The following is a 17,486-nucleotide window of genomic DNA, read 5'->3' on the forward strand; positions in this document are numbered from 1 at the left end:
GACAGACACCGCACGTCTGCCCGAACGGCCGAGAGGACGACAGGTGCAGTTGGAAAAGTGTGTCGGAGCGCTGAGCTAGGTTTCGCACATGAGTTCGACTGGGGGGTCGGCGGAGAGCCGGGTGGCGGGGCAGCTGTCGCTGCTCACCGCTGCGGTGGACGGGTTGCTGGGCGCCGACGTGGTGGGATTGTCGGACGCCGAGGTGGTCGACGCGATCAGGAACCTGGAACGCGCCCTTCGCCGCGCCGGTGCGGTGTCGCACCGGCTGGTTGTGGAGAGCGTGGAACGGTCCCTGCCCGCATCCTTCGGCTACCGTTCGCCCCACAAATTCCTGGTCGACGTCCTGCGTATATCCGCGGCCGACGCATCAGCCCGGGTCAGCGCGGCCCGGCAACTCGGGGTGTGGCACGCCTCGACCGGAGAATCTCTCCCGGCCGCTCTTCCGGATACCGCGGCCGCGCAACGGAATGGCGACATAGGCGCCGATCATGCCCGAGCCGTGTCGAGGATTCTGCGCAAGATCCCACACGCGGTCGACGCCGACGACACCAAGGCCGCGGAATCGACTCTCGCGCGAGTGGCTCGTGACGGGACGCCCGAGGACGTCGAGCAGGCGGGGCACCGACTTCTCGCGTATCTGAATCCGGACGGGAATCTCGGCGACGACATCGACCGCACCCGCCGCCGGGCACTCACCCTCGGCCGGCAGGACACGGAATTGATGTCGCGAATCTCCGGTGAACTCGACCCCACGGCGCGGGCACTGCTCGATCCGATTCTCGCCAAGTGGGCGCGACCGGGCATGAACAATCCGGCCGATCCATCCTCGCCCACGGGCGATGCCGAGCACCCCACTGTGGATTCGGACGTTCTCGCCGCCGCGGCCGCCCGGGACACGCGCACCACGGCGCAACGCAACCACGACGCGTTCAGTGCCATGTTTCGAGCCGTGCTGGAATCAGGAATCCTGGGCCGGCACCGGGGTCTGCCTGCCACCATGATCATCACCATGACGCTCGAGCAACTCGAGAGGGCGATCGGAGGGATTGCCACCACAGCCAGCGGGGGCCTTCTACCGATCGAGGATGCGTTGGCGCTGGCCGAGCAGGCCCACCCGGTCTTGGTGTTGTTCGACCATGACGGCCGTCCCCTGCATCTGGGACGCCGCCGGCGTCTGGCCAGTGCGGATCAGCGGCTTGCATTGATCGCCGCCGACGGCGGATGCACCCGCCCAGGATGCGCGACGCCGGCCAGCATGTGCGCGGTCCACCACGTCACGGACTGGCAGAAAGGCGGTACCACCGACATCGACGGCCTCACTCTAGCTTGCGATGCCTGCCACGCTCGGGTCGATGACAGCGCCGCCGGGTGGGTCACCAGGACTGCTGAGGGTCGATATCCCGGCAGGACCGAATGGATTCCGCCACCGCACGTCGACCCCGGCCGAAGGCCTCGCATCAATCATCGCCATCATCCCGGCGAGTTGATCGACCACGCACGGCGTGGAATGCGTGCACCACGAGAAGGGGGTGATGCTGTGCCGTAGCGAAGTTGTGGCCGCTGCCAAGCTTGGTCAGACGACATCGGAATCTGCGGACGCCGGCGCGAACGGCCACGGCACTTCGACCGTGTCGGGCGGCAGTGCGGCCGCCGCGGCATACGCACCGATGACGCACGCGAGCAACACCACTGCCACTGCGCGGACGATCCTGAACACGTTGACTCGCTTCGGTCGGAGGGCCCGGCTTCGCAGGGCAATCGTCAGACCGTAGACGAAGGTACCGACACGTCGGAGTGGGACGGTCAGTCGCGGTTCAGGCGTTCCAGCAGTGCGGCTTTGATTGCGGGACGTCCGGCGGCGACCAGAGTGAAGGTAGCTTCGCGCATCAACCGCTCGGCGGTATTGCCCGCGATCAGAGCGGAGCTGCCCTTGGCGGTGACGAGCGCCGTCGCGGTCCGCACGGCGAGTTCGGATGCCCGTGCCCGCGCGTCGGCGATGTCGGCTCTGCCCTCCAATGCCGCGTTGAGGTCGAGTCGTGCTCGGGCAGCTTGCTCCTCGAACGGGTCCGAATCGACTCCCAGAGTTTCGAGTTCGCTGATCGCGCGGCGGGTGATGCCCATGGCCATGCACCCGTTGATCCAGGAGCCGAACAGTTGGCTCTTCGCGAAGTCGTCGGGCGAGACGACGGCGCTTACCAGTTCGCCTGGCACTGCGAGGCCGTCGAAGGTGAGGCGAACGGTGTTGGAACCGCGGGCGGCGATCAGCGGTAGGTCTGCTGCGGTGAGCCCGCGAAGCGGTTGGGCGGGAATGATGACGTGCACGATGGTGTCGTCGAACTCGTCGCGGGCCGAAACCTGAAGCAGGTCGACGATGCCCCAACCGGTGACGAACGGTGCGACGCCGTCCAGCACGTACCCGTCCTCGACCCGGCGCGCCCACAGCGTGGGTGGTACCGGAATGGCTCCGGCCAGCGCGACTCCGGCTCGCACGGTGCCGTCGACGAGCCCGTCGAGGTACCGTCCCTGCAGGGTGGTGTTGGGTGAGGCCGCGAGACCGGCGACCACTCCGTGATGCTGCATCCACGTGAAGGCGGTCGCGAGGCACCCGCCGCACAATGTTTCCAGTACATCGACCAGGACGGACGGTGTCACGCTCTCGTCGTCAGGCGCTGCGAGACCGTAGAAGCCGTCGGCGGCCAAAGTCTCGAAATGGCTGTCGGGGACCTCACCATCGGCATCGACGCTGTCCGCCACCGGGAACAGGACGTTCTCGGCGATCTCTCGCGCCATTTCGGCCCAGTTGCTCACCTCCCGAGCGTAACCGCTCCACCGGCGCGATCAGGTGAACTCGACACCCTGCGCCAGCGGCAATTGGTCGGAGTAGTTGACGGTGTTCGTGGCGCGACGCATGTAGGCCTTCCAGGCATCGGATCCGGATTCCCGTCCGCCGCCGGTGTCCTTCTCTCCGCCGAACGCCCCGCCGATCTCCGCCCCCGACGTGCCGATGTTGACGTTGGCGATGCCGCAGTCTGAACCGTCCGCGGCGAGGAACCGCTCGGCCTCACGCTGGTCGGTGGTGAAGATGGACGACGAAAGCCCCTGCGGGACTTCGTTGTGCATCGCGATGGCCTGGTCGAATGTGTCGTAGGTGAGGGCGTAGAGGATGGGTGCGAACGTTTCTTCCCGCACCACCGATGTTTGTGCCGGCATGCGTACCAATGCGGGTGAGACGTAGTAGGCGGGGTTGTCTGTCCCGCGACGTTCGCCGCCGCAGATTACTGTTCCGCCGTCGGCACGAGCCTTGTCGAGGGCCGTCTGCATGGCGTCGAATGCCTGCGAGTCCACGAGGGGGCCGACGAGTACGCCGTCGTCGAAGGGGTTTCCGACCGTCAATGTTCGATAGGCCGCGGAGATCCGGTTCAGCAGCTCGTCCGCGATGGAGGAGTGCACGATCAACCGGCGGAGCGATGTGCAGCGCTGACCTGCAGTCCCTGCAGCCGAGAAGACGATGCCGCGCACAGCGAGGTCGAGATCGGCTGACGGGGCCACGACCGCGCCGTTGTTGCCGCCCAATTCGAGCAGGCTCTTGCCGAAACGCGCCGCGACCCGCGGTCCGACGGCGCGGCCCATCCGCACAGATCCGGTGGCGCTGACCAAGGCGACCCGGGCGTCGTCCACCAGTTGCTCGCCGACGTCCACAGATCCCTGCACCAGTGCGTGCAGGCCCGTGGGCGCTCCCACATCGTGTGCGGCCTGCGCCAGCAGGGCGTCGCAGGCGATCGCCGTCAGCGGAGTCTTCTCCGAGGGCTTCCACACCACGGTGTCCCCGCACACCAACGCTATCGCCGTGTTCCAGGACCACACCGCGACAGGAAAGTTGAAGGCGGAGATCACACCGACGACACCCAGCGGATGCCAGGTCTCCATCAAGCGGTGCCCCGGACGTTCCGATGCCATCGTCCTGCCGTACAGCTGCCGGGAGAGACCGACGGCGAACTCGCAGATGTCGATCATCTCCTGCACCTCGCCCCGCGCCTCGGAGGGAATTTTTCCGGCCTCGAGGGTGACAAGTTCCGCCAGGTCGCGTTCGTGTTCTGTCAGTAGCTGTCCGAGCCGCCGCACGACGGCACCACGCTGGGGCGCCGGAACCGAGCGCCACGTGAGAAAGGCCTCGTGTGCCGCGGAGATCGCCGCGTCGACGTCGTCGGCGCTACTCGTATCGACCGTCCGCAGGTCGGTTCCGGTGATGGGGCTTCGGGCCACGAGTGCACCGCTGGGAGCACCGATGTCGGCACCGCACCTGATCAGTGCTTCCTCGGCGCGTCGGCGCAACTCCTCGGGGGCGGGAAGGTTCACGATGCTGTCCTCTCTCGGGATCTGTCCTGCTGCTCCTGATAGAGCGCGTACGGGTCGTGCACGGCCCGGCCGAGTGTCTCGGCGAGCCAGGGTAGGTGGTACCGGGCGCCGCAGTCGACCTCGGCGCGGGTACAGGCGTGATCCGTCGGCGCAGGGAGGAAGTCTTCATACACGATCGGTTCGGCGATGTGCCGGCCACCCTCGCGTCGATACGTGAAGTACGCCATCCCTCGACTGTCGAGTTCGGCTTCGGTGCGCGGGAACCGGCGCTCCCACTCGGCCGCGTCGGCGTCCGCGGCAGCCAACCGGTCGTAGAGCTCGCGTCCGGGAGGCGTCAGGGCGAGGCCACGAGCCTCGGCCCCCGCGAACCTTTCTCCCACGACTGTTCCGCCGCTCGAGATGAACTGGTGGGGCTCCGACATCGCACGGAACGAGGTCTGACGGAGGAGAACGGCGGGCCCATCCCACTCGGGAGGTTCGTAAATGCCGTCGACCATCGTGAAGCCCAGCGCCCGCATGCGGCGGTTCAACTCGTCGATATCCAGCACGCGGGGCCTGAGGGCGTGGATATGGGTGCCGGCGCTTGCGCCGACTTCCGCGGCGACCGGCGACACCGCTTCGAGCTCGGAGTACCACCCCTTGTCGACCGGTAGTTCCGTCCGCACCAACACCGTGGCCGCGAGTGACACGAACCGCTCGGCCGAGGGAGCAGTCAAACCTTCCTCTTCGGCGGCGAGCGCGGCGAGATGCAACAGCTCCGTCGGGAAGAGCGACCGCCCGGCGAGAAACCTTTCGAGGCGTGCGTGCAGATCGGCGTCGAAGAACCGGTGATCCGCAGTCGTGAGCACCGAGGTGAACATGCCGAACGGGTTGTGGTTCAGTTCGAACGAATCGATCGGACGGAAGGCGGTCCCGACGACGGGTAAAGGGGTGGCGGCATCGCGCAGGTCGTAGAAGCCGACGGGGTGCATCCCGAATCCGGCAAACAGTATCGCGGCCTGACGGATTTCTGCGGCACTACCCAAGCGGATCTCGCCGTGCAGCTCCGCGGTGACTCGATCGAGGCTGCCCCATCGCTCCGCCTCCGCGGGCTCGCGTGCGGCGAAATCGGCGTTGACCTCCCCGGTCACCTGTCGGAGCGTAGTATAAATCGGTACCTCACGGCTGTACATTACCGACAGTGCACGGGCGAACCGGGCTCGGAGCTCCCACGTTTCAACCATGACGCACCTCCGCTGGGCTAGCCTGCGCTGGTGGTGGAATCTTTTCGCAGCGACACACCCCATACTCCTCTCGATGACATCGATCGGGTTCTGATGCAGGAGTTGGTTGCCGACGGCCGTGCGACCCTGGCGACTCTCGCCGAGAAGGCGGGATTGTCGATTTCTGCGGTCCAGTCCCGGGTCCGCAGGCTCGAAGCCCGAAAGATCATCCGCGGGTACACCGCGAAGATCGACCCCGAAGCGCTGGGGCACGGTTTGTCGGCGTTCGTCGCCATCACTCCTCTCGATCCGTCCCAACCGGACGATGCGCCTGCCCGTCTGCGCCACTTGCCCGCCATCGAGGCGTGTCATTCGGTGGCGGGTGACGAAAGCTACGTTCTGCTGGTGCGGGTGGCGTCCCCCCGGGAACTCGAACATCTTCTTCAGGAGATCCGCGCCACCGCCAACGTACACACCCGCAGCACGATCATTCTCCAAACATTTTACGACAGCTAGCGGACGCACCGTATGTTTTCTCGGTTGACATGCGTATGGCAGGAAATATGACGTAATCTCTCGATATGAGCACAGCGATTCGATTTCCCGGCGGCGAGGGCGAGTTGTCCGCCGACCAGGTCCAGGACGTACTGCGTGCGCGCATTCTGGTCGATGGTTTCGACCTGGTGCTCGATCTCGAGCAGTCTCGAGGAACGCACCTCGTGGACGAGCGGGACGGAACGGACTACCTCGACATGTTCGGGTTCTTCGGTTCATCCGCGCTCGGCATGAATCATCCGGCGCTGGCAGAGAGCGACGACTTCCGCGAGGAGCTGGTGGAAGCGGCGATCAACAAGCCGAGCAACTCGGACATCTACACGGTGCCGATGGCGCGCTTCGTCGACACCTTCTTCCGCGTACTCGGGGATCCCGCACTGCCGCATCTGTTCTTCGTCGACGGCGGCGCCCTCGCGGTCGAGAATGCGTTGAAGGTGGCCTTCGATTGGAAGAGCCGATGCAACGAACGCCGCGGAATCGACCCGGCGCTCGGAACGAAGGTGCTGCATCTGACCGAGGCTTTCCACGGCCGAAGCGGATACACGATGTCGCTGACGAACACCGAACCGGGGAAAGTAGCGCGATACCCCAAATTTCAGTGGCCGCGGATCGACGCCCCCTACCTGTCCGAGGGACGCGACGTCGAGGTGGCCGAGCGCCGTGCCCTGGAACAAGCGCGGCGCGCGTTTGCCGACAATCCCTCCGACATCGCATGTTTCATTGCCGAGCCCATCCAAGGCGAAGGAGGCGATCACCACTTCCGGCCGGACTTCTTCCAGGCGATGGAGCAGTTGTGCCGTGAGAACGACGCCCTCTTCGTTTTCGATGAAGTGCAGACCGGGTGTGGACTGACCGGAACCAACTGGGCGTATCAGCAACTGGGTGTTCGCCCCGACGTCGTGGCATTCGGCAAGAAGACCCAGGTGTGCGGAATCATGGCCGGTGGCCGGGTGGACGAAATCCCGGACCACGTGTTCGCAGTGAGTTCCCGCATCAACTCCACCTGGGGTGGCAACCTCACCGACATGGTGCGGTCGCGCCGGATCCTCGAGGTCATCGAGGACGATCGCCTGGTGGACCGCGCCCGGTTGACAGGGGCGCACCTTCTCGAGCGGCTCCGCCAGCTGGCCGCGGCAGTGCCAGAGATCACCGAGCCTCGTGGTCGCGGTCTGATGTGCGCGATCAGCCTGCCGACGACATCTCGGCGGGACCAAGTGGTCACGGCACTGCGAGAGCGCGAACGGGTACTTGTTCTCCCGACAGGTAAGTGCGGGATACGGTTCCGTCCTCCGTTGAACGTCACTACCGCAGAACTCGACGCCGCCGTCGATGCGCTGGGCCGAGTGGTGGGCGGTACCGTCGACGGATGACCCCCATTGCGCTCACCTCCGTGCCCAACCTCAGAGACGTCGGCGGATATCGGACAGAGAGTGGGGCCAAGGTGCGCACCGGCGTGTTGTATCGCTCGACCGATCTCGGTCGGGTAGCGGACACAGACATGCCGCTACTCGCGGACCTCGGAATTCGGACCGTCTACGACCTCCGTACCGCCGACGAACGCGAAGTCGCACCCGACAAGCTGCCGGACGGGGCACGAGCAGTTGCCCTGGACGTTCTCGCCGACAAGGGGATCCGATCGATCCCCGCGCAGATGCTCCAGGTGATCGCCGACCCGATGATTGCCGAACGTGAACTCGGCGGCGGTCGGGCGATCGAATACTTCGAGGGCAGCTACCGTGATTTCGTATCGATGCCGAGCGCGGTGTCGTCGTACCGGGAGCTCTTCCGGGACCTTGCGGCGGATGACAGCACACCCGGCCTCGTGCACTGCACCACCGGCAAAGACCGGACGGGGTGGGCTACCGCAGCCCTGCTGCTGTTGCTCGGTGTCAGTGAAGAGGACGTGTTCGACGACTACCTGCTGACCAATGAACTTCTACTGCCGTCCTTCGCCGGGGTCTTCGAGAAGTTTACCGATGCAGGTGGAGACCCCTCGTTGCTGGAACCGGTGCTCGGTGTACGCCGGCAATATCTGGAGGTGTCCCTCGCCACGATGCGGACGTCTTTCGGAACAATCGAGGGTTATTTCTCCGACGGCCTGGGCCTCGACGCGGAGCGTCAGGCGTTGCTGCGGGAGCGCATGACTGCGGAGTGAACGGCGAGGCCGATTCCTACACCTAGCGTGTCCGCAAGCAGATCCCACACGGATCCGTGTCTCCCGATCGGCAGAATGCCCTGCAGGACCTCTGTGACCACAGCGAACGCTGCGAGCCACAGCACCGTGACCCGAACCGGCAGCAGTGCGTAGCGGGAGGCGCCTGCGAGCGCCGCGAACAGCAGGGCATGCACCACCTTGTCGGCGTGTTCGGGACCCGTTGGCGTTGCCGAGGCCGGCGACAGCAGCATGATCAGCGCCAACCCCGTGAGCGCGACTACGGGAACGGACCGCATCGTCACCGCTGGACCGTCAACCCCAACGCGCCTTCCGCGAAGCGTTGTACGGCATCGGCGCCACTGGCAAGGGCGGCGTCGTGCCCGGTCCGAGCCCATCCCCTGAGCACCGCGGTATCACCTGATCGAGTCAGTCCGACCTCGGCCAGCATCTCACCGGTGTTGGGTTGACAGATCGCCCACGAATAGTGCTCGTCGCTCGACCACTGCGCGGTCCGTCGGGCGATGTAGTCGGCGTCGTCGATACCGCCGTCGGCGAGGGCCGGCCGGTCGTCGACCCGTTCATCCGCGCGGAGTGCCCGCAGATACCAGCCGCCGGCATTGACTTCGACGGGTTCCATGTCAGCGATCCCGCTCGCGGTCGTTCCGCGTCCCGAAAAGGATTGCTCCGGCGGCCGGGATCATCAGAAAGAACAACCAACTGTTGTCGACCGGGACGACGAAGAACAGCACGAGCGCCACCAATGGGATCACCGACATCACGATGCGACGCCAGTTGTGGTCACCGTCGGGTTTCGTCGACGTGGGGCGCGGTGTGGCCGGGGCGGCGACGGCGGGAGTCGGGAGGTCTGCGAACACTCGATCGAGCTCGCCGCGGGTGGTCGCCCCGGCCACGGTGGCACTGCGCTCGTCGAACTCGACGACCGTCAGGCGGCCGGCCGCGAAATGCTCGCTCAGCAGGTCGAGGGCCTGCTCACGTTCGGCCGTGCCGATACGGATGTCGGGGAGGTCGGACATGTGAGTGATCTCGGACCTATTTGAGTTCGGCGAGGACGGTGCCCTGGGTGATGGCGGCGCCGGGTTCGACGGTCAGTCCGGTGACGATGCCGGCCTTGTGGGCGTTGACCGGGTTTTCCATCTTCATGGCCTCGAGGACGGCGATGAGGTCGCCCTCGGCGACTTCCTGGCCTTCCTCGACGGCGACCTTGACGACGGTGCCCTGCATGGGGGCGGTGACGGCGTCACCGGACGCGGCGCCCCCGCCGGCGCCGCCGCGGGTGCGGGCCTTGGGCTTTTTCCGGACGGCACCGTTACCGCCGGTGGTGGGGGCGCCGAGGCTGAACTGGCCGGGCAGGGACACCTCGACGCGGCGGCCGCCGACCTCGACGACCACGTTCTGCCGGGGCAGTGAGTCGTCCTCGTCGACCGGTTGGCCGCCGGTGAACGGTTCGATCTGGTTGTTCCACTCGGTTTCGATCCACTTGGTGTAGACGTCGAAGCCGGTGCCGTCACCGATGAAGGCGGGATCGGAGACGATGGCCCGGTGGAACGGGATGACCGTGGCCAGCCCCTCGACCTGGAATTCGGCGAGGGCGCGGCGGGCGCGGGCGAGGGCCTCGTCGCGGGTGGCGCCGGTGACGATGAGTTTGGCGAGCATCGAGTCGAACTGGCCGCCGATCACCGATCCGGTTTCCACGCCGGAGTCCATCCGCACCCCGGGGCCGGTGGGCGGGACGAACTTGGTGACCGGGCCGGGGGCGGGCAGGAACCCGCGGCCGGCGTCCTCGCCGTTGATCCGGAACTCGAAGGCGTGCCCGCGGGGGGTGGGGTCCTCGAGGATGTCGAGTTCCTCGCCGTTGGCGATCTTGAACTGTTGCAGCACCAGGTCGATGCCGGCGGTTTCCTCGGTGACGGGGTGTTCGACCTGCAGGCGGGTGTTGACTTCGAGGAAGGAGACGGTGTCGCCCTGGACCAGGTATTCGACGGTGCCGGCGCCGTAGTAGCCGGCCTCTTTGCAGATGGCCTTGGCGGAGGTGTGGATCCGGTTGCGTTGGTCGTCGGTGAGGAACGGGGCGGGGGCCTCCTCGACGAGTTTCTGGAAGCGGCGTTGCAGGGAGCAGTCGCGGGTGCCGGCGACGATGACGTTGCCGTGCTGGTCGGCGATGACCTGGGCTTCGACGTGGCGGGCCTTGTCCAGATATTGTTCGACGAAGCATTCACCGCGGCCGAACGCGGCGACGGCCTCGCGGGTGGCGGAGTCGAACAGTTCGGGGATTTCCTCGATGGTGTGCGCGACCTTCATGCCGCGGCCGCCGCCGCCGAAGGCGGCCTTGATCGCGACCGGAACCCCGTATTCCTTGGCGAACGCGACGACCTCGTCGGCGTTCTTGACCGGGTCCTTGGTGCCGGCGGCCATCGGGGCCTTCGCTTTTTCGGCGATGTGCCGGGCGGTGACCTTGTCGCCGAGGTCGCGGATCGATTGCGGGGAGGGGCCGATCCAGATCAGGCCGGCGTCGATCACGGCCTGGGCGAAGTCGGCGTTCTCGGAGAGGAAGCCGTAGCCGGGGTGGATGGCGTCGGCGCCGGACTTGGCGGCGGCGTCGAGGATTTTGTCGAACACCAGATACGATTCGGCGGAGGTCTGCCCACCCAACGCGAATGCTTCGTCGGCCAGGCGCACGAACGGGGCATCGGCGTCGGGTTCGGCGTAGACCGCGACACTGGTGTACCCGGCATCGGCGGCGGCCCGGATCACCCGCACTGCGATCTCACCGCGGTTCGCGACGAGCACCTTCGTGATGTGCGCGCTGGCATGACTGGGCACTGAGCCTCCTGTGGTTCATGTGGTCGGTCGCCGCGGTGGTTCCGTGAAGTCGCACCAGCGGTGGGATACGGGCATCACTTCGGAGTCTAAGCACTGAACCGAACGCGGTCGTCACCGGATCGAGGTTTTCGTCAGGGCTTCAGCGACACTTCACGCCCTACCGACGGGTAGGTTACTGCAACCTGTTCTAGTTGCCGCCGAAGGCTCGCCACCCAGGTGTGGACGCTCGCCGCAGCGATGTCGTTGCCCGGATATCGGACCGCCAGATTGACTCCCCGAGGTGTGCGATTGATCCATGCATAGACATCGTGGGTGTATTGCCGGCTTCGCAGCGCCCGGGCATTACGGTCGACCCACTGGCCCGCATCCGGGACGAATCGGACGTCCATGTAGGAGACGACGAAGCGAGGCCGGATGGGGAGGTGGAGTTCTCGCTCGATCCGGTCGAACGGGACGACGGCGATCGGCTTGGTCCGGGCCGTGTTCGCTTCCGCGGCGCGGGCCACCTCCCCGAACTCGTGGGAGGGGAGCTCGAAATCGACCGGGCTGAGCCCGACGAACCATCCGAGCGCCGACGCCCACTGGGGCGCATGCCGGGTGTGGACCGGCGTGATGGTGCGGAAACGTTGCTGCCCGGCGACTTCCGCGCCTGCCAGGCCCAAGCACGCCAGGAGCCCGGAGAAGAACCCCACATCGGCGTCTCTGCAAGCCGTAGAGAAGGCCGCTGCCTGATCGGCGTCGAGAATCCACGCCGACAGGTTTTGCTGCGCATCGTGCGTGCGCGGCCCGATCTCGAGAGGGAACTCCGGCAGTCCTCGATCGGCGAGAGCACCCCGCCACACGTCGAGTGCCTCGCGCTGCACGTCGGCGTCGGCAGGTGACTCCCGCTCGTCCCGCCCGAAATCGACGTAACTACCGACCGGAAACAGGTTGGCGGCCCGACCCGACAGGATTTCTTCGTACAGCGCCGTCAACTCGTGCGCGACCAGCACGATCGAGAACCCGTCGATGATCGAGTGGTCGGCAGCGAAGAACACGGTGAACCGATCGCGCTCCACCGGTTCGAGCGTCGCGAACACATAGGAAGGCCAGCTGTGCGGAGACGCGTACTCGTCGAACAGTTGCTGGAGGTGGGCGAAGTTGTCACCGCCCGCAGCGTCGTAACCGTGGCTGATGACGCCGATGTGTAATCCGCCGGCCGGTACTGTGCGCCGTCGGATGGTGTCGTGGGCGGGATCGAAGGAGGTGTGTGAGCGCAGCACCTCGTGCCGGTCGGTCCACTTCTCGAGTGCAGACTGAAAAGCGGCGACATCGAGGCGGCCCTCGATCTCGAAAGCGGTCCCGAGCCAGGACTCACGCCCGTCGGCAGCGGCGCAGCGGCGCAGGTGCGCCTCGTGGATGTACGACGCCGGGCGTGGATCGTCGATCCACGCCGAGCGCGCACACGGCAACCACTCGGTGAGAGCTCCCACGGGTATGGGGTAATCGGCGAGTTCTGTGAATTCCATAGGCTGTCGGCTAAATCGGCCTAGCCGCGCAGATGCCGCTTGATGCGTGCGAGCATCGCGGACATGCCGCGCAACCGGAGCGGGCTGACGGCGTCCGCCAGCCCGAGGGCGGAGTAGAAGTCGTCGGGTACACCGAGGATCGTGGCCGTGCTGTGGCCGTCGAGACCCTGCTGAAGGATCGACGCGAAACCGCGCGTCGTCGGCGCCTCCGGGGGTGCGCTGAAATGCAGTCGCACGTGCTCGGGGTCGGAACTGTCCACCGACAGGAACAGCGGCGACTGGCACTCCGGCACGGGCTCCATGGCGTCCTGCTCGAGCTCGGCGGGCAAAGGTTGCAGTTCACGGCTGAACTCGAGCAGCAGCTGCAGCTTGTCGGAACCGTCGACGGCAGCGAAGTCGTCGACGATCTCGGCAAGCGAATCGGGCATCAGTGTCATGACGACGAGCCGGGGACCTCGCCCGGCTCCTCACCCCTGACGATGGGAACGCGCACGGTATTGCCCCATTCGGTCCACGATCCGTCGTAGTTGCGGACCTGCGGGTAACCGAGCAGGTGGGTGAGCACGAACCAGGTGTGACTCGAGCGTTCACCGATACGGCAATACGCGACTATGTCGTCGGCGGCGGACACGCCGCTGTAGATCTCGTTCAATTCCGTGCGGGAGCGGAAACGACTGTCCGGCGCCGCCGCCTTGGCCCACGGAATGCTCTGCGCACTCGGGATGTGACCGCCGCGCAGTGCACCCTCCTCCGGGTAATCGGGCATGTGTGTGCGCTCGCCGGTGTATTCCTGAGGAGAACGCACGTCGATGAGCGGGCCCTTGCCGAGGTGGGCGAGCACGTCGTCCTTGAACGCCCGGATCGGGGCGTCGTTGCGTTCCACCACCGGGTAGTCGGTGGGAGTGATGTCGGGTACGTCGAACGCGGTGTCCCGGTTCTCGGCGATCCACGCGTCGCGGCCACCGTCGAGGAGGCGGACGTCCTCGTGCCCGAAGAGGGTGAACACCCAGAGCGCGTATGCGGCCCACCAGTTGCTCTTGTCGCCGTAGATCACGACGGTGTCGTCGCGGCTGATGCCCTTCCGGCTCATCAGTTCCGCGAACTTCTCGCCATCGATGTAGTCGCGGGTGACCGGATCGTTGAGGTCGAGGTGCCAGTCGACCTTCACGGCACCGGGGATGTGACCGACGTCGTAGAGAAGGACGTCTTCATCGGACTCCACCACCTTGAGGCCGGGCGCTCCCAGATGTGCGTTGAGCCACTCCGTCGACACCAGCCGTTCGGGGTGGGCGTACTCGGCGAAGGAGGGCGTGGGATCTGGCGCTACGGGCACGGGCGGGCTCCTGCGGGATTGGACGACGGGGCAGACTCGGTGGGACGAAAGCCAATTCTAGGCCGACGGCTCGAGTTCGTCCGAACGGCGTTCACAGTAACCGACCGGGGGTTCGCCGCAGCGCGTTCGGCATGCGGAGATTCGCCCCGTGAACGGAGGTTTCATGCCCGACATCTCGACCCGCGCCGACCTGGAGTTGCTGCTGCGGCACTTCTACGCACGGGCGTTCGCCGATCCGATCCTCCGAACAGCGTTCGACACACTCGCGACCGTCGGACTCGACGACCATCTCCCCGTGATGTGCGACTTCTGGGAGTCGGTCCTTCTGGGGTCCGGCAGCTACCGCGGCGGCGTCCTCGCCGTCCACCGCGCGCTGCACGGGCAGCACGGGTTCACCGCCCGGCACTTCGACCGATGGGTCGAGTTGTGGACCGCCAGTGTCGACGACCTGTTCGGCGGCGAGGTCGCAGGCCGTGCACGGATGCGGGCGGTCGACATCGCGCTGACCATGCGGCAACGCATTGTCGATCCGTCCGACCGAGCTGGGCAGGCGTCAGATGACGGGAGTGCCCTCGAGGTGCAGCTGGGTGGTCAGTTCGGCGATGGGTGCGACACCGTTCTCACAAATGTTCAGCATGATCTCGCGCAGCCGTTCGAGGAAGTCGGTGACCGCACGCCTTGCCGTCGGGGTTTCGGGGAATCGGGAGCGCAGCGCAAGGCCCCTCCCTGTTCGTGAGATCCAGAATTGTGCGTCGTCGGCCACCGTCACGTTGCTGATGTGGTGGGCGTTCAACTCGTCGTGATCGTCGGTGCCCGGGAGTCGGCGGTAGTCGATGTAGGACACCATGAACACGTCCGTCCGGGTTCGCCGGTACGCGTCGCCGAGCGATTCGCGGACCTGGGCCATCGTGACGCCCTTCAAGGTCAGGGCGGTGCGGAAGGACGCATGCGTGTGCGCCAGCGAGGACTGGAAGTCGCCGTCGGGGGTCACCTCTACGGTCAGGGGGGCACTCGTCGTGAGCCATCCGAGTGCGTTTGCCCACTGCGGGTCCTGGCGAATGTGCAGCGGAAACTGCAGCGGCATCCGGGATGTGCCGTTGATCGACTGGACAGCCAACCCCATCGCGGTAAGCGTGCCGGTGAACAGACTTCCGCCGGAGTCGAAGCAGATCTCCTCGAAGCGTTCGGCGTCGGCGGTGCCCAGAAGCGGGCGGACGTCGGCGCCCTGCGGTGCGGGTTTGCCGGCTTCGACACCCAGGTCCAACGGGAAACTCGGCGCGGTGCCGCCGCACCGCTCGTAAAACCGTGCCCATTCACGAACCCGGGGGTCACCCAGCTCGGTGGCCGGCGTCTCGGCCTCGAGTTCGCAATACCGCAGGAAGCTGCCGGGAGCGCCGAGTCCCTCGGTCAACTCCGCCGCGGTGATGCCGCGGGACACGCTGTGCGACAACAGCTTCTGGTAGATCTGTCGGAGTTCACCCAGCGCAATGACCAGCGAGTAGCCGTCGACCAGGGTGTGGTCGAAGGCACTGACAACGGTGTAGTGGTCGTCGCGCTCGATGGTCGCAAAGAGATACGCGGGAAACGTCAACGGATCGCAGGCCTCGGTGAAGCGGCGTCGCAGGTGGTCACGAAGCTCGTCCGGTGACGACGTGGGCACCGGATCGGAGGCGACCACCGAGGCGAGGGCGGGGTCGAGATCGACACGCATCAACGCGTCGGAGGTGACATCGAACCCGGTCTGCAGGGTGTCGTGACGCCGGATGAAGTGAACGAGCGCGAGTTCCAGGGCCTCTTTGTCGAGCCGCCCCGGAAGATCGAAAGCCGCTGCCATCCATACACTCCGGCCGATACCGTGGGTGCGCGCGGTGTCGAGGTGAAATAGCTGGTTGTAGGACGGCGGCACCGCCGACTGCGACACCACACCCGGGTCCACGGACCATTCGGTCACGATGCCGGGTTCGAGCATGTACTTGTCGATGGACGTGACGTGCACTAGCGCACCCCCTCCGGCGAGCGGTAATCACCCTCGCGGGCTACGGTTTTCATGATGGTCGACAGGCGTCCGGCATAGGCGGCGACGGAGCGATGTGCTTCCGGGGTATCGGGATGGGAGATGGCCATCCACGTTCCCTCGAGGACCCGGTTGATCCAGATGGAGGCGATCTGAGTTGCCTTCCCTCCCACGATGCCGGTGGCGCGGGTGGACGAGAAGTTCTCGGTGTCGGGCAACCTGCGTCCGTCGATGTACGACACGATCGGGGGAGGGGTGAGTGTCGTGTGCTGTGACAGGGTGCCCGGGCCCGAGGCGGCCAGCACCGTGTCGATCACCTGTTGCACCGACACTTCGCCGAGTGTCTTACCGGAGCGATATGCCTCTTGCGCGCGCTGCGCGAGCCCGGAAAACGTGGTGTCGCCGTCCAATTCGAATCCGACCGGAACAAGATTGATGAACCACCCCTGTGACCAGTAGAACTGCGGATCGTTGCGGGTGGTGACCGGGGAGAGCGCCATGTAACGGTCGCGTCCGACGAGCTCGTGTTCGGTGATGGCCAGTGCCGCGAACACACCACCGATGAAATTGGCACCGTTGGCCTTGCATGCGACCCCGAACAGTTCGCAGTCCCGTGCGTCGGCCAGCTCGAACCGGCTGCCGATGGCCGGCTTCGGCGCGTCGGACGCTCCGAGGTCGAGGGGGAAGCTCGGGAAGCTTCCTCCGTTACGGGTGAGGTGACCGATCCAGCCGTGCACCTCCGGAGACGCCATCGTCAATGTCGCGGCCTTCTCACGCTCGCGCCGACTGTAGTCCACGTAGCTGCCGGGGTCCGGCAATTCCGGCTCCACGCCGTCGAGTTCGGCCTGGTAGATCATCCTCGTCTCGGCGAACATCAGGATCATCGACTGCATGTCGGTGTGCGCATGGTCGATCGCGTGGAAGAGAGTAAAGCTCTCCTCGGCGTCGGGTGCGTCAGTCGCGTAGTGCTCTACTGCACCGAATACGAAGGCCGGCCAGGCGAGTGCACTGGTGTCGTTCGCGAAGCGCGCCGCGACGTGGTCGCGTACCTGCTCAGGCCTGTCCAGAACGGCGCTCTCGGCTGGGGCGAGGTTGATGGACTCGGTCGGAACGACGTGTCGCCGAATGGGATTCGTGGTATCCGTGGGATCTGCTACTGGGTCGGCGAACGAGAACCAGCTGTGGAGGGTGTCGTGCCGCAGAACGTACCGCTCGAGGGTTCGCGTCATGGCGGCCCTGTCGAGTCTGCCGGGGAAATCGAACGCGATACCGATCCAGGGGGACTGCGTCTCCCCGTTCTGCGCGGCGAGTCGTGCCCGCCTCAGGTGTCGTTCCTGCATGGTGGTCGGCAGGGCAGGGTCGACCGGAGCCTGTGCAGCCGCTCGTGCACTCATGTCCGTTACTTTCCACTCGACGACCCTCCCAGGCTGTGGTCTCCAGTGGGTGATCAAGTTCAAGTCCATCGAGCGGCTCCTGAGGTTGTCGAATGTCGAGGTGTGCGAGTTCGGTCGTGCACGCGCGT

The 17,486-nt window shown here is 66.0% G+C and carries 18 protein-coding genes; 4 read left to right on the forward strand and 14 right to left on the reverse strand.

Features of this window, described 5'->3' with window-relative positions:
* Positions 1-88: 88 nt before the first annotated feature.
* Entirely contained in the window at positions 89-1,546 is a 1,458-nt protein-coding gene (locus HYG77_RS27750; protein ID WP_244373280.1) for an HNH endonuclease signature motif containing protein, read from the forward strand.
* 27 nt (positions 1,547-1,573) lie between these two features.
* Here HYG77_RS27750 and HYG77_RS27755 read toward each other — a convergent pair whose 3' ends face one another.
* From HYG77_RS27755 to HYG77_RS27770, 4 genes are all read right to left on the reverse strand, one after another.
* A complete protein-coding gene (locus tag HYG77_RS27755) occupies positions 1,574-1,717 on the reverse strand; it encodes a hypothetical protein (protein WP_162603256.1) in 144 nt (47 codons plus the stop codon).
* 86 nt (positions 1,718-1,803) lie between these two features.
* Positions 1,804-2,808 (reverse strand): acyl-CoA dehydrogenase family protein, encoded by a 1,005-nt coding sequence (locus tag HYG77_RS27760; protein WP_109331373.1) that lies wholly within the window; start codon positions 2,806-2,808, stop codon positions 1,804-1,806.
* A 30-nt stretch (positions 2,809-2,838) separates the two neighbouring features.
* Positions 2,839-4,356 (reverse strand): aldehyde dehydrogenase family protein, encoded by a 1,518-nt coding sequence (locus HYG77_RS27765; RefSeq protein WP_208961235.1) that lies wholly within the window; start codon positions 4,354-4,356, stop codon positions 2,839-2,841.
* On the reverse strand, positions 4,353-5,579 hold the full coding sequence (locus HYG77_RS27770) for a DUF1338 family protein (protein WP_208961236.1): 1,227 nt from the start codon (positions 5,577-5,579) through the stop codon (positions 4,353-4,355). The genes HYG77_RS27765 and HYG77_RS27770 overlap by 4 nt, the downstream gene beginning before the upstream one ends.
* 30 nt (positions 5,580-5,609) lie before the next feature.
* Between HYG77_RS27770 and HYG77_RS27775 the strand changes: the two genes are divergently transcribed.
* The 3 genes from HYG77_RS27775 (at position 5,610) to HYG77_RS27785 (ending at position 8,268) form a co-directional block, all read left to right on the forward strand.
* Positions 5,610-6,074, forward strand: coding sequence for an Lrp/AsnC family transcriptional regulator (locus HYG77_RS27775; RefSeq protein ID WP_109331368.1), 465 nt, complete (start codon positions 5,610-5,612; stop codon positions 6,072-6,074).
* 65 nt (positions 6,075-6,139) lie between these two features.
* Complete coding sequence (gene lat, locus HYG77_RS27780) at positions 6,140-7,483, forward strand: L-lysine 6-transaminase (RefSeq protein ID WP_208961237.1); 1,344 nt, start codon at positions 6,140-6,142, stop codon at positions 7,481-7,483.
* Positions 7,480-8,268 (forward strand): tyrosine-protein phosphatase, encoded by a 789-nt coding sequence (locus HYG77_RS27785; protein ID WP_208961238.1) that lies wholly within the window; start codon positions 7,480-7,482, stop codon positions 8,266-8,268. The genes lat and HYG77_RS27785 overlap by 4 nt, the downstream gene beginning before the upstream one ends.
* Here HYG77_RS27785 and HYG77_RS27790 read toward each other — a convergent pair.
* The 10 genes from HYG77_RS27790 to HYG77_RS27835 form a co-directional block, all read right to left on the reverse strand.
* Positions 8,232-8,564 (reverse strand): VanZ family protein, encoded by a 333-nt coding sequence (locus HYG77_RS27790; RefSeq protein WP_109331365.1) that lies wholly within the window; start codon positions 8,562-8,564, stop codon positions 8,232-8,234. The two genes, HYG77_RS27785 and HYG77_RS27790, sit on opposite strands and share 37 nt — an antisense overlap.
* A gap of 2 nt (positions 8,565-8,566) precedes the next feature.
* On the reverse strand, positions 8,567-8,905 hold the full coding sequence (locus HYG77_RS27795; protein ID WP_208961239.1) for a hypothetical protein: 339 nt from the start codon (positions 8,903-8,905) through the stop codon (positions 8,567-8,569).
* A 1-nt stretch (position 8,906) separates the two neighbouring features.
* Positions 8,907-9,302 (reverse strand): DUF1707 domain-containing protein, encoded by a 396-nt coding sequence (locus tag HYG77_RS27800; protein ID WP_109331344.1) that lies wholly within the window; start codon positions 9,300-9,302, stop codon positions 8,907-8,909.
* Positions 9,303-9,318: 16 nt separating this feature from the next.
* On the reverse strand, positions 9,319-11,109 hold the full coding sequence (locus tag HYG77_RS27805) for an acetyl/propionyl/methylcrotonyl-CoA carboxylase subunit alpha (RefSeq protein ID WP_208961240.1): 1,791 nt from the start codon (positions 11,107-11,109) through the stop codon (positions 9,319-9,321).
* Between the two features lie 131 nt (positions 11,110-11,240).
* Complete coding sequence (locus HYG77_RS27810) at positions 11,241-12,617, reverse strand: condensation domain-containing protein (RefSeq protein ID WP_109331342.1); 1,377 nt, start codon at positions 12,615-12,617, stop codon at positions 11,241-11,243.
* 20 nt (positions 12,618-12,637) lie between these two features.
* Complete coding sequence (locus tag HYG77_RS27815) at positions 12,638-13,054, reverse strand: SufE family protein (RefSeq protein WP_109331326.1); 417 nt, start codon at positions 13,052-13,054, stop codon at positions 12,638-12,640.
* Positions 13,051-13,950 carry a sulfurtransferase gene (locus HYG77_RS27820; RefSeq protein ID WP_208961241.1) on the reverse strand — a complete coding sequence of 300 codons (900 nt, stop codon included), beginning with the start codon at positions 13,948-13,950 and terminating at the stop codon, positions 13,051-13,053. The genes HYG77_RS27815 and HYG77_RS27820 overlap by 4 nt, the downstream gene beginning before the upstream one ends.
* 91 nt (positions 13,951-14,041) lie before the next feature.
* On the reverse strand, positions 14,042-14,467 hold the full coding sequence (locus tag HYG77_RS27825) for a hypothetical protein (protein WP_208961242.1): 426 nt from the start codon (positions 14,465-14,467) through the stop codon (positions 14,042-14,044).
* A gap of 36 nt (positions 14,468-14,503) precedes the next feature.
* The gene (locus tag HYG77_RS27830; RefSeq protein WP_208961243.1) at positions 14,504-15,946 is read right to left on the reverse strand and encodes a condensation domain-containing protein; all 1,443 of its coding nucleotides are present in this window, start codon (positions 15,944-15,946) and stop codon (positions 14,504-14,506) included.
* Positions 15,946-17,427 carry a condensation domain-containing protein gene (locus tag HYG77_RS27835; RefSeq protein WP_208961244.1) on the reverse strand — a complete coding sequence of 494 codons (1,482 nt, stop codon included), beginning with the start codon at positions 17,425-17,427 and terminating at the stop codon, positions 15,946-15,948. Before HYG77_RS27835 ends, HYG77_RS27830 begins: the two co-directional genes overlap by 1 nt.
* Positions 17,428-17,486: the final 59 nt, after the last annotated feature.

This window comes from Rhodococcus sp. ZPP (assembly GCF_017656075.1).
GTDB classification, from domain to species: Bacteria; Actinomycetota; Actinomycetes; order Mycobacteriales; family Mycobacteriaceae; genus Rhodococcus_F; species Rhodococcus_F oxybenzonivorans.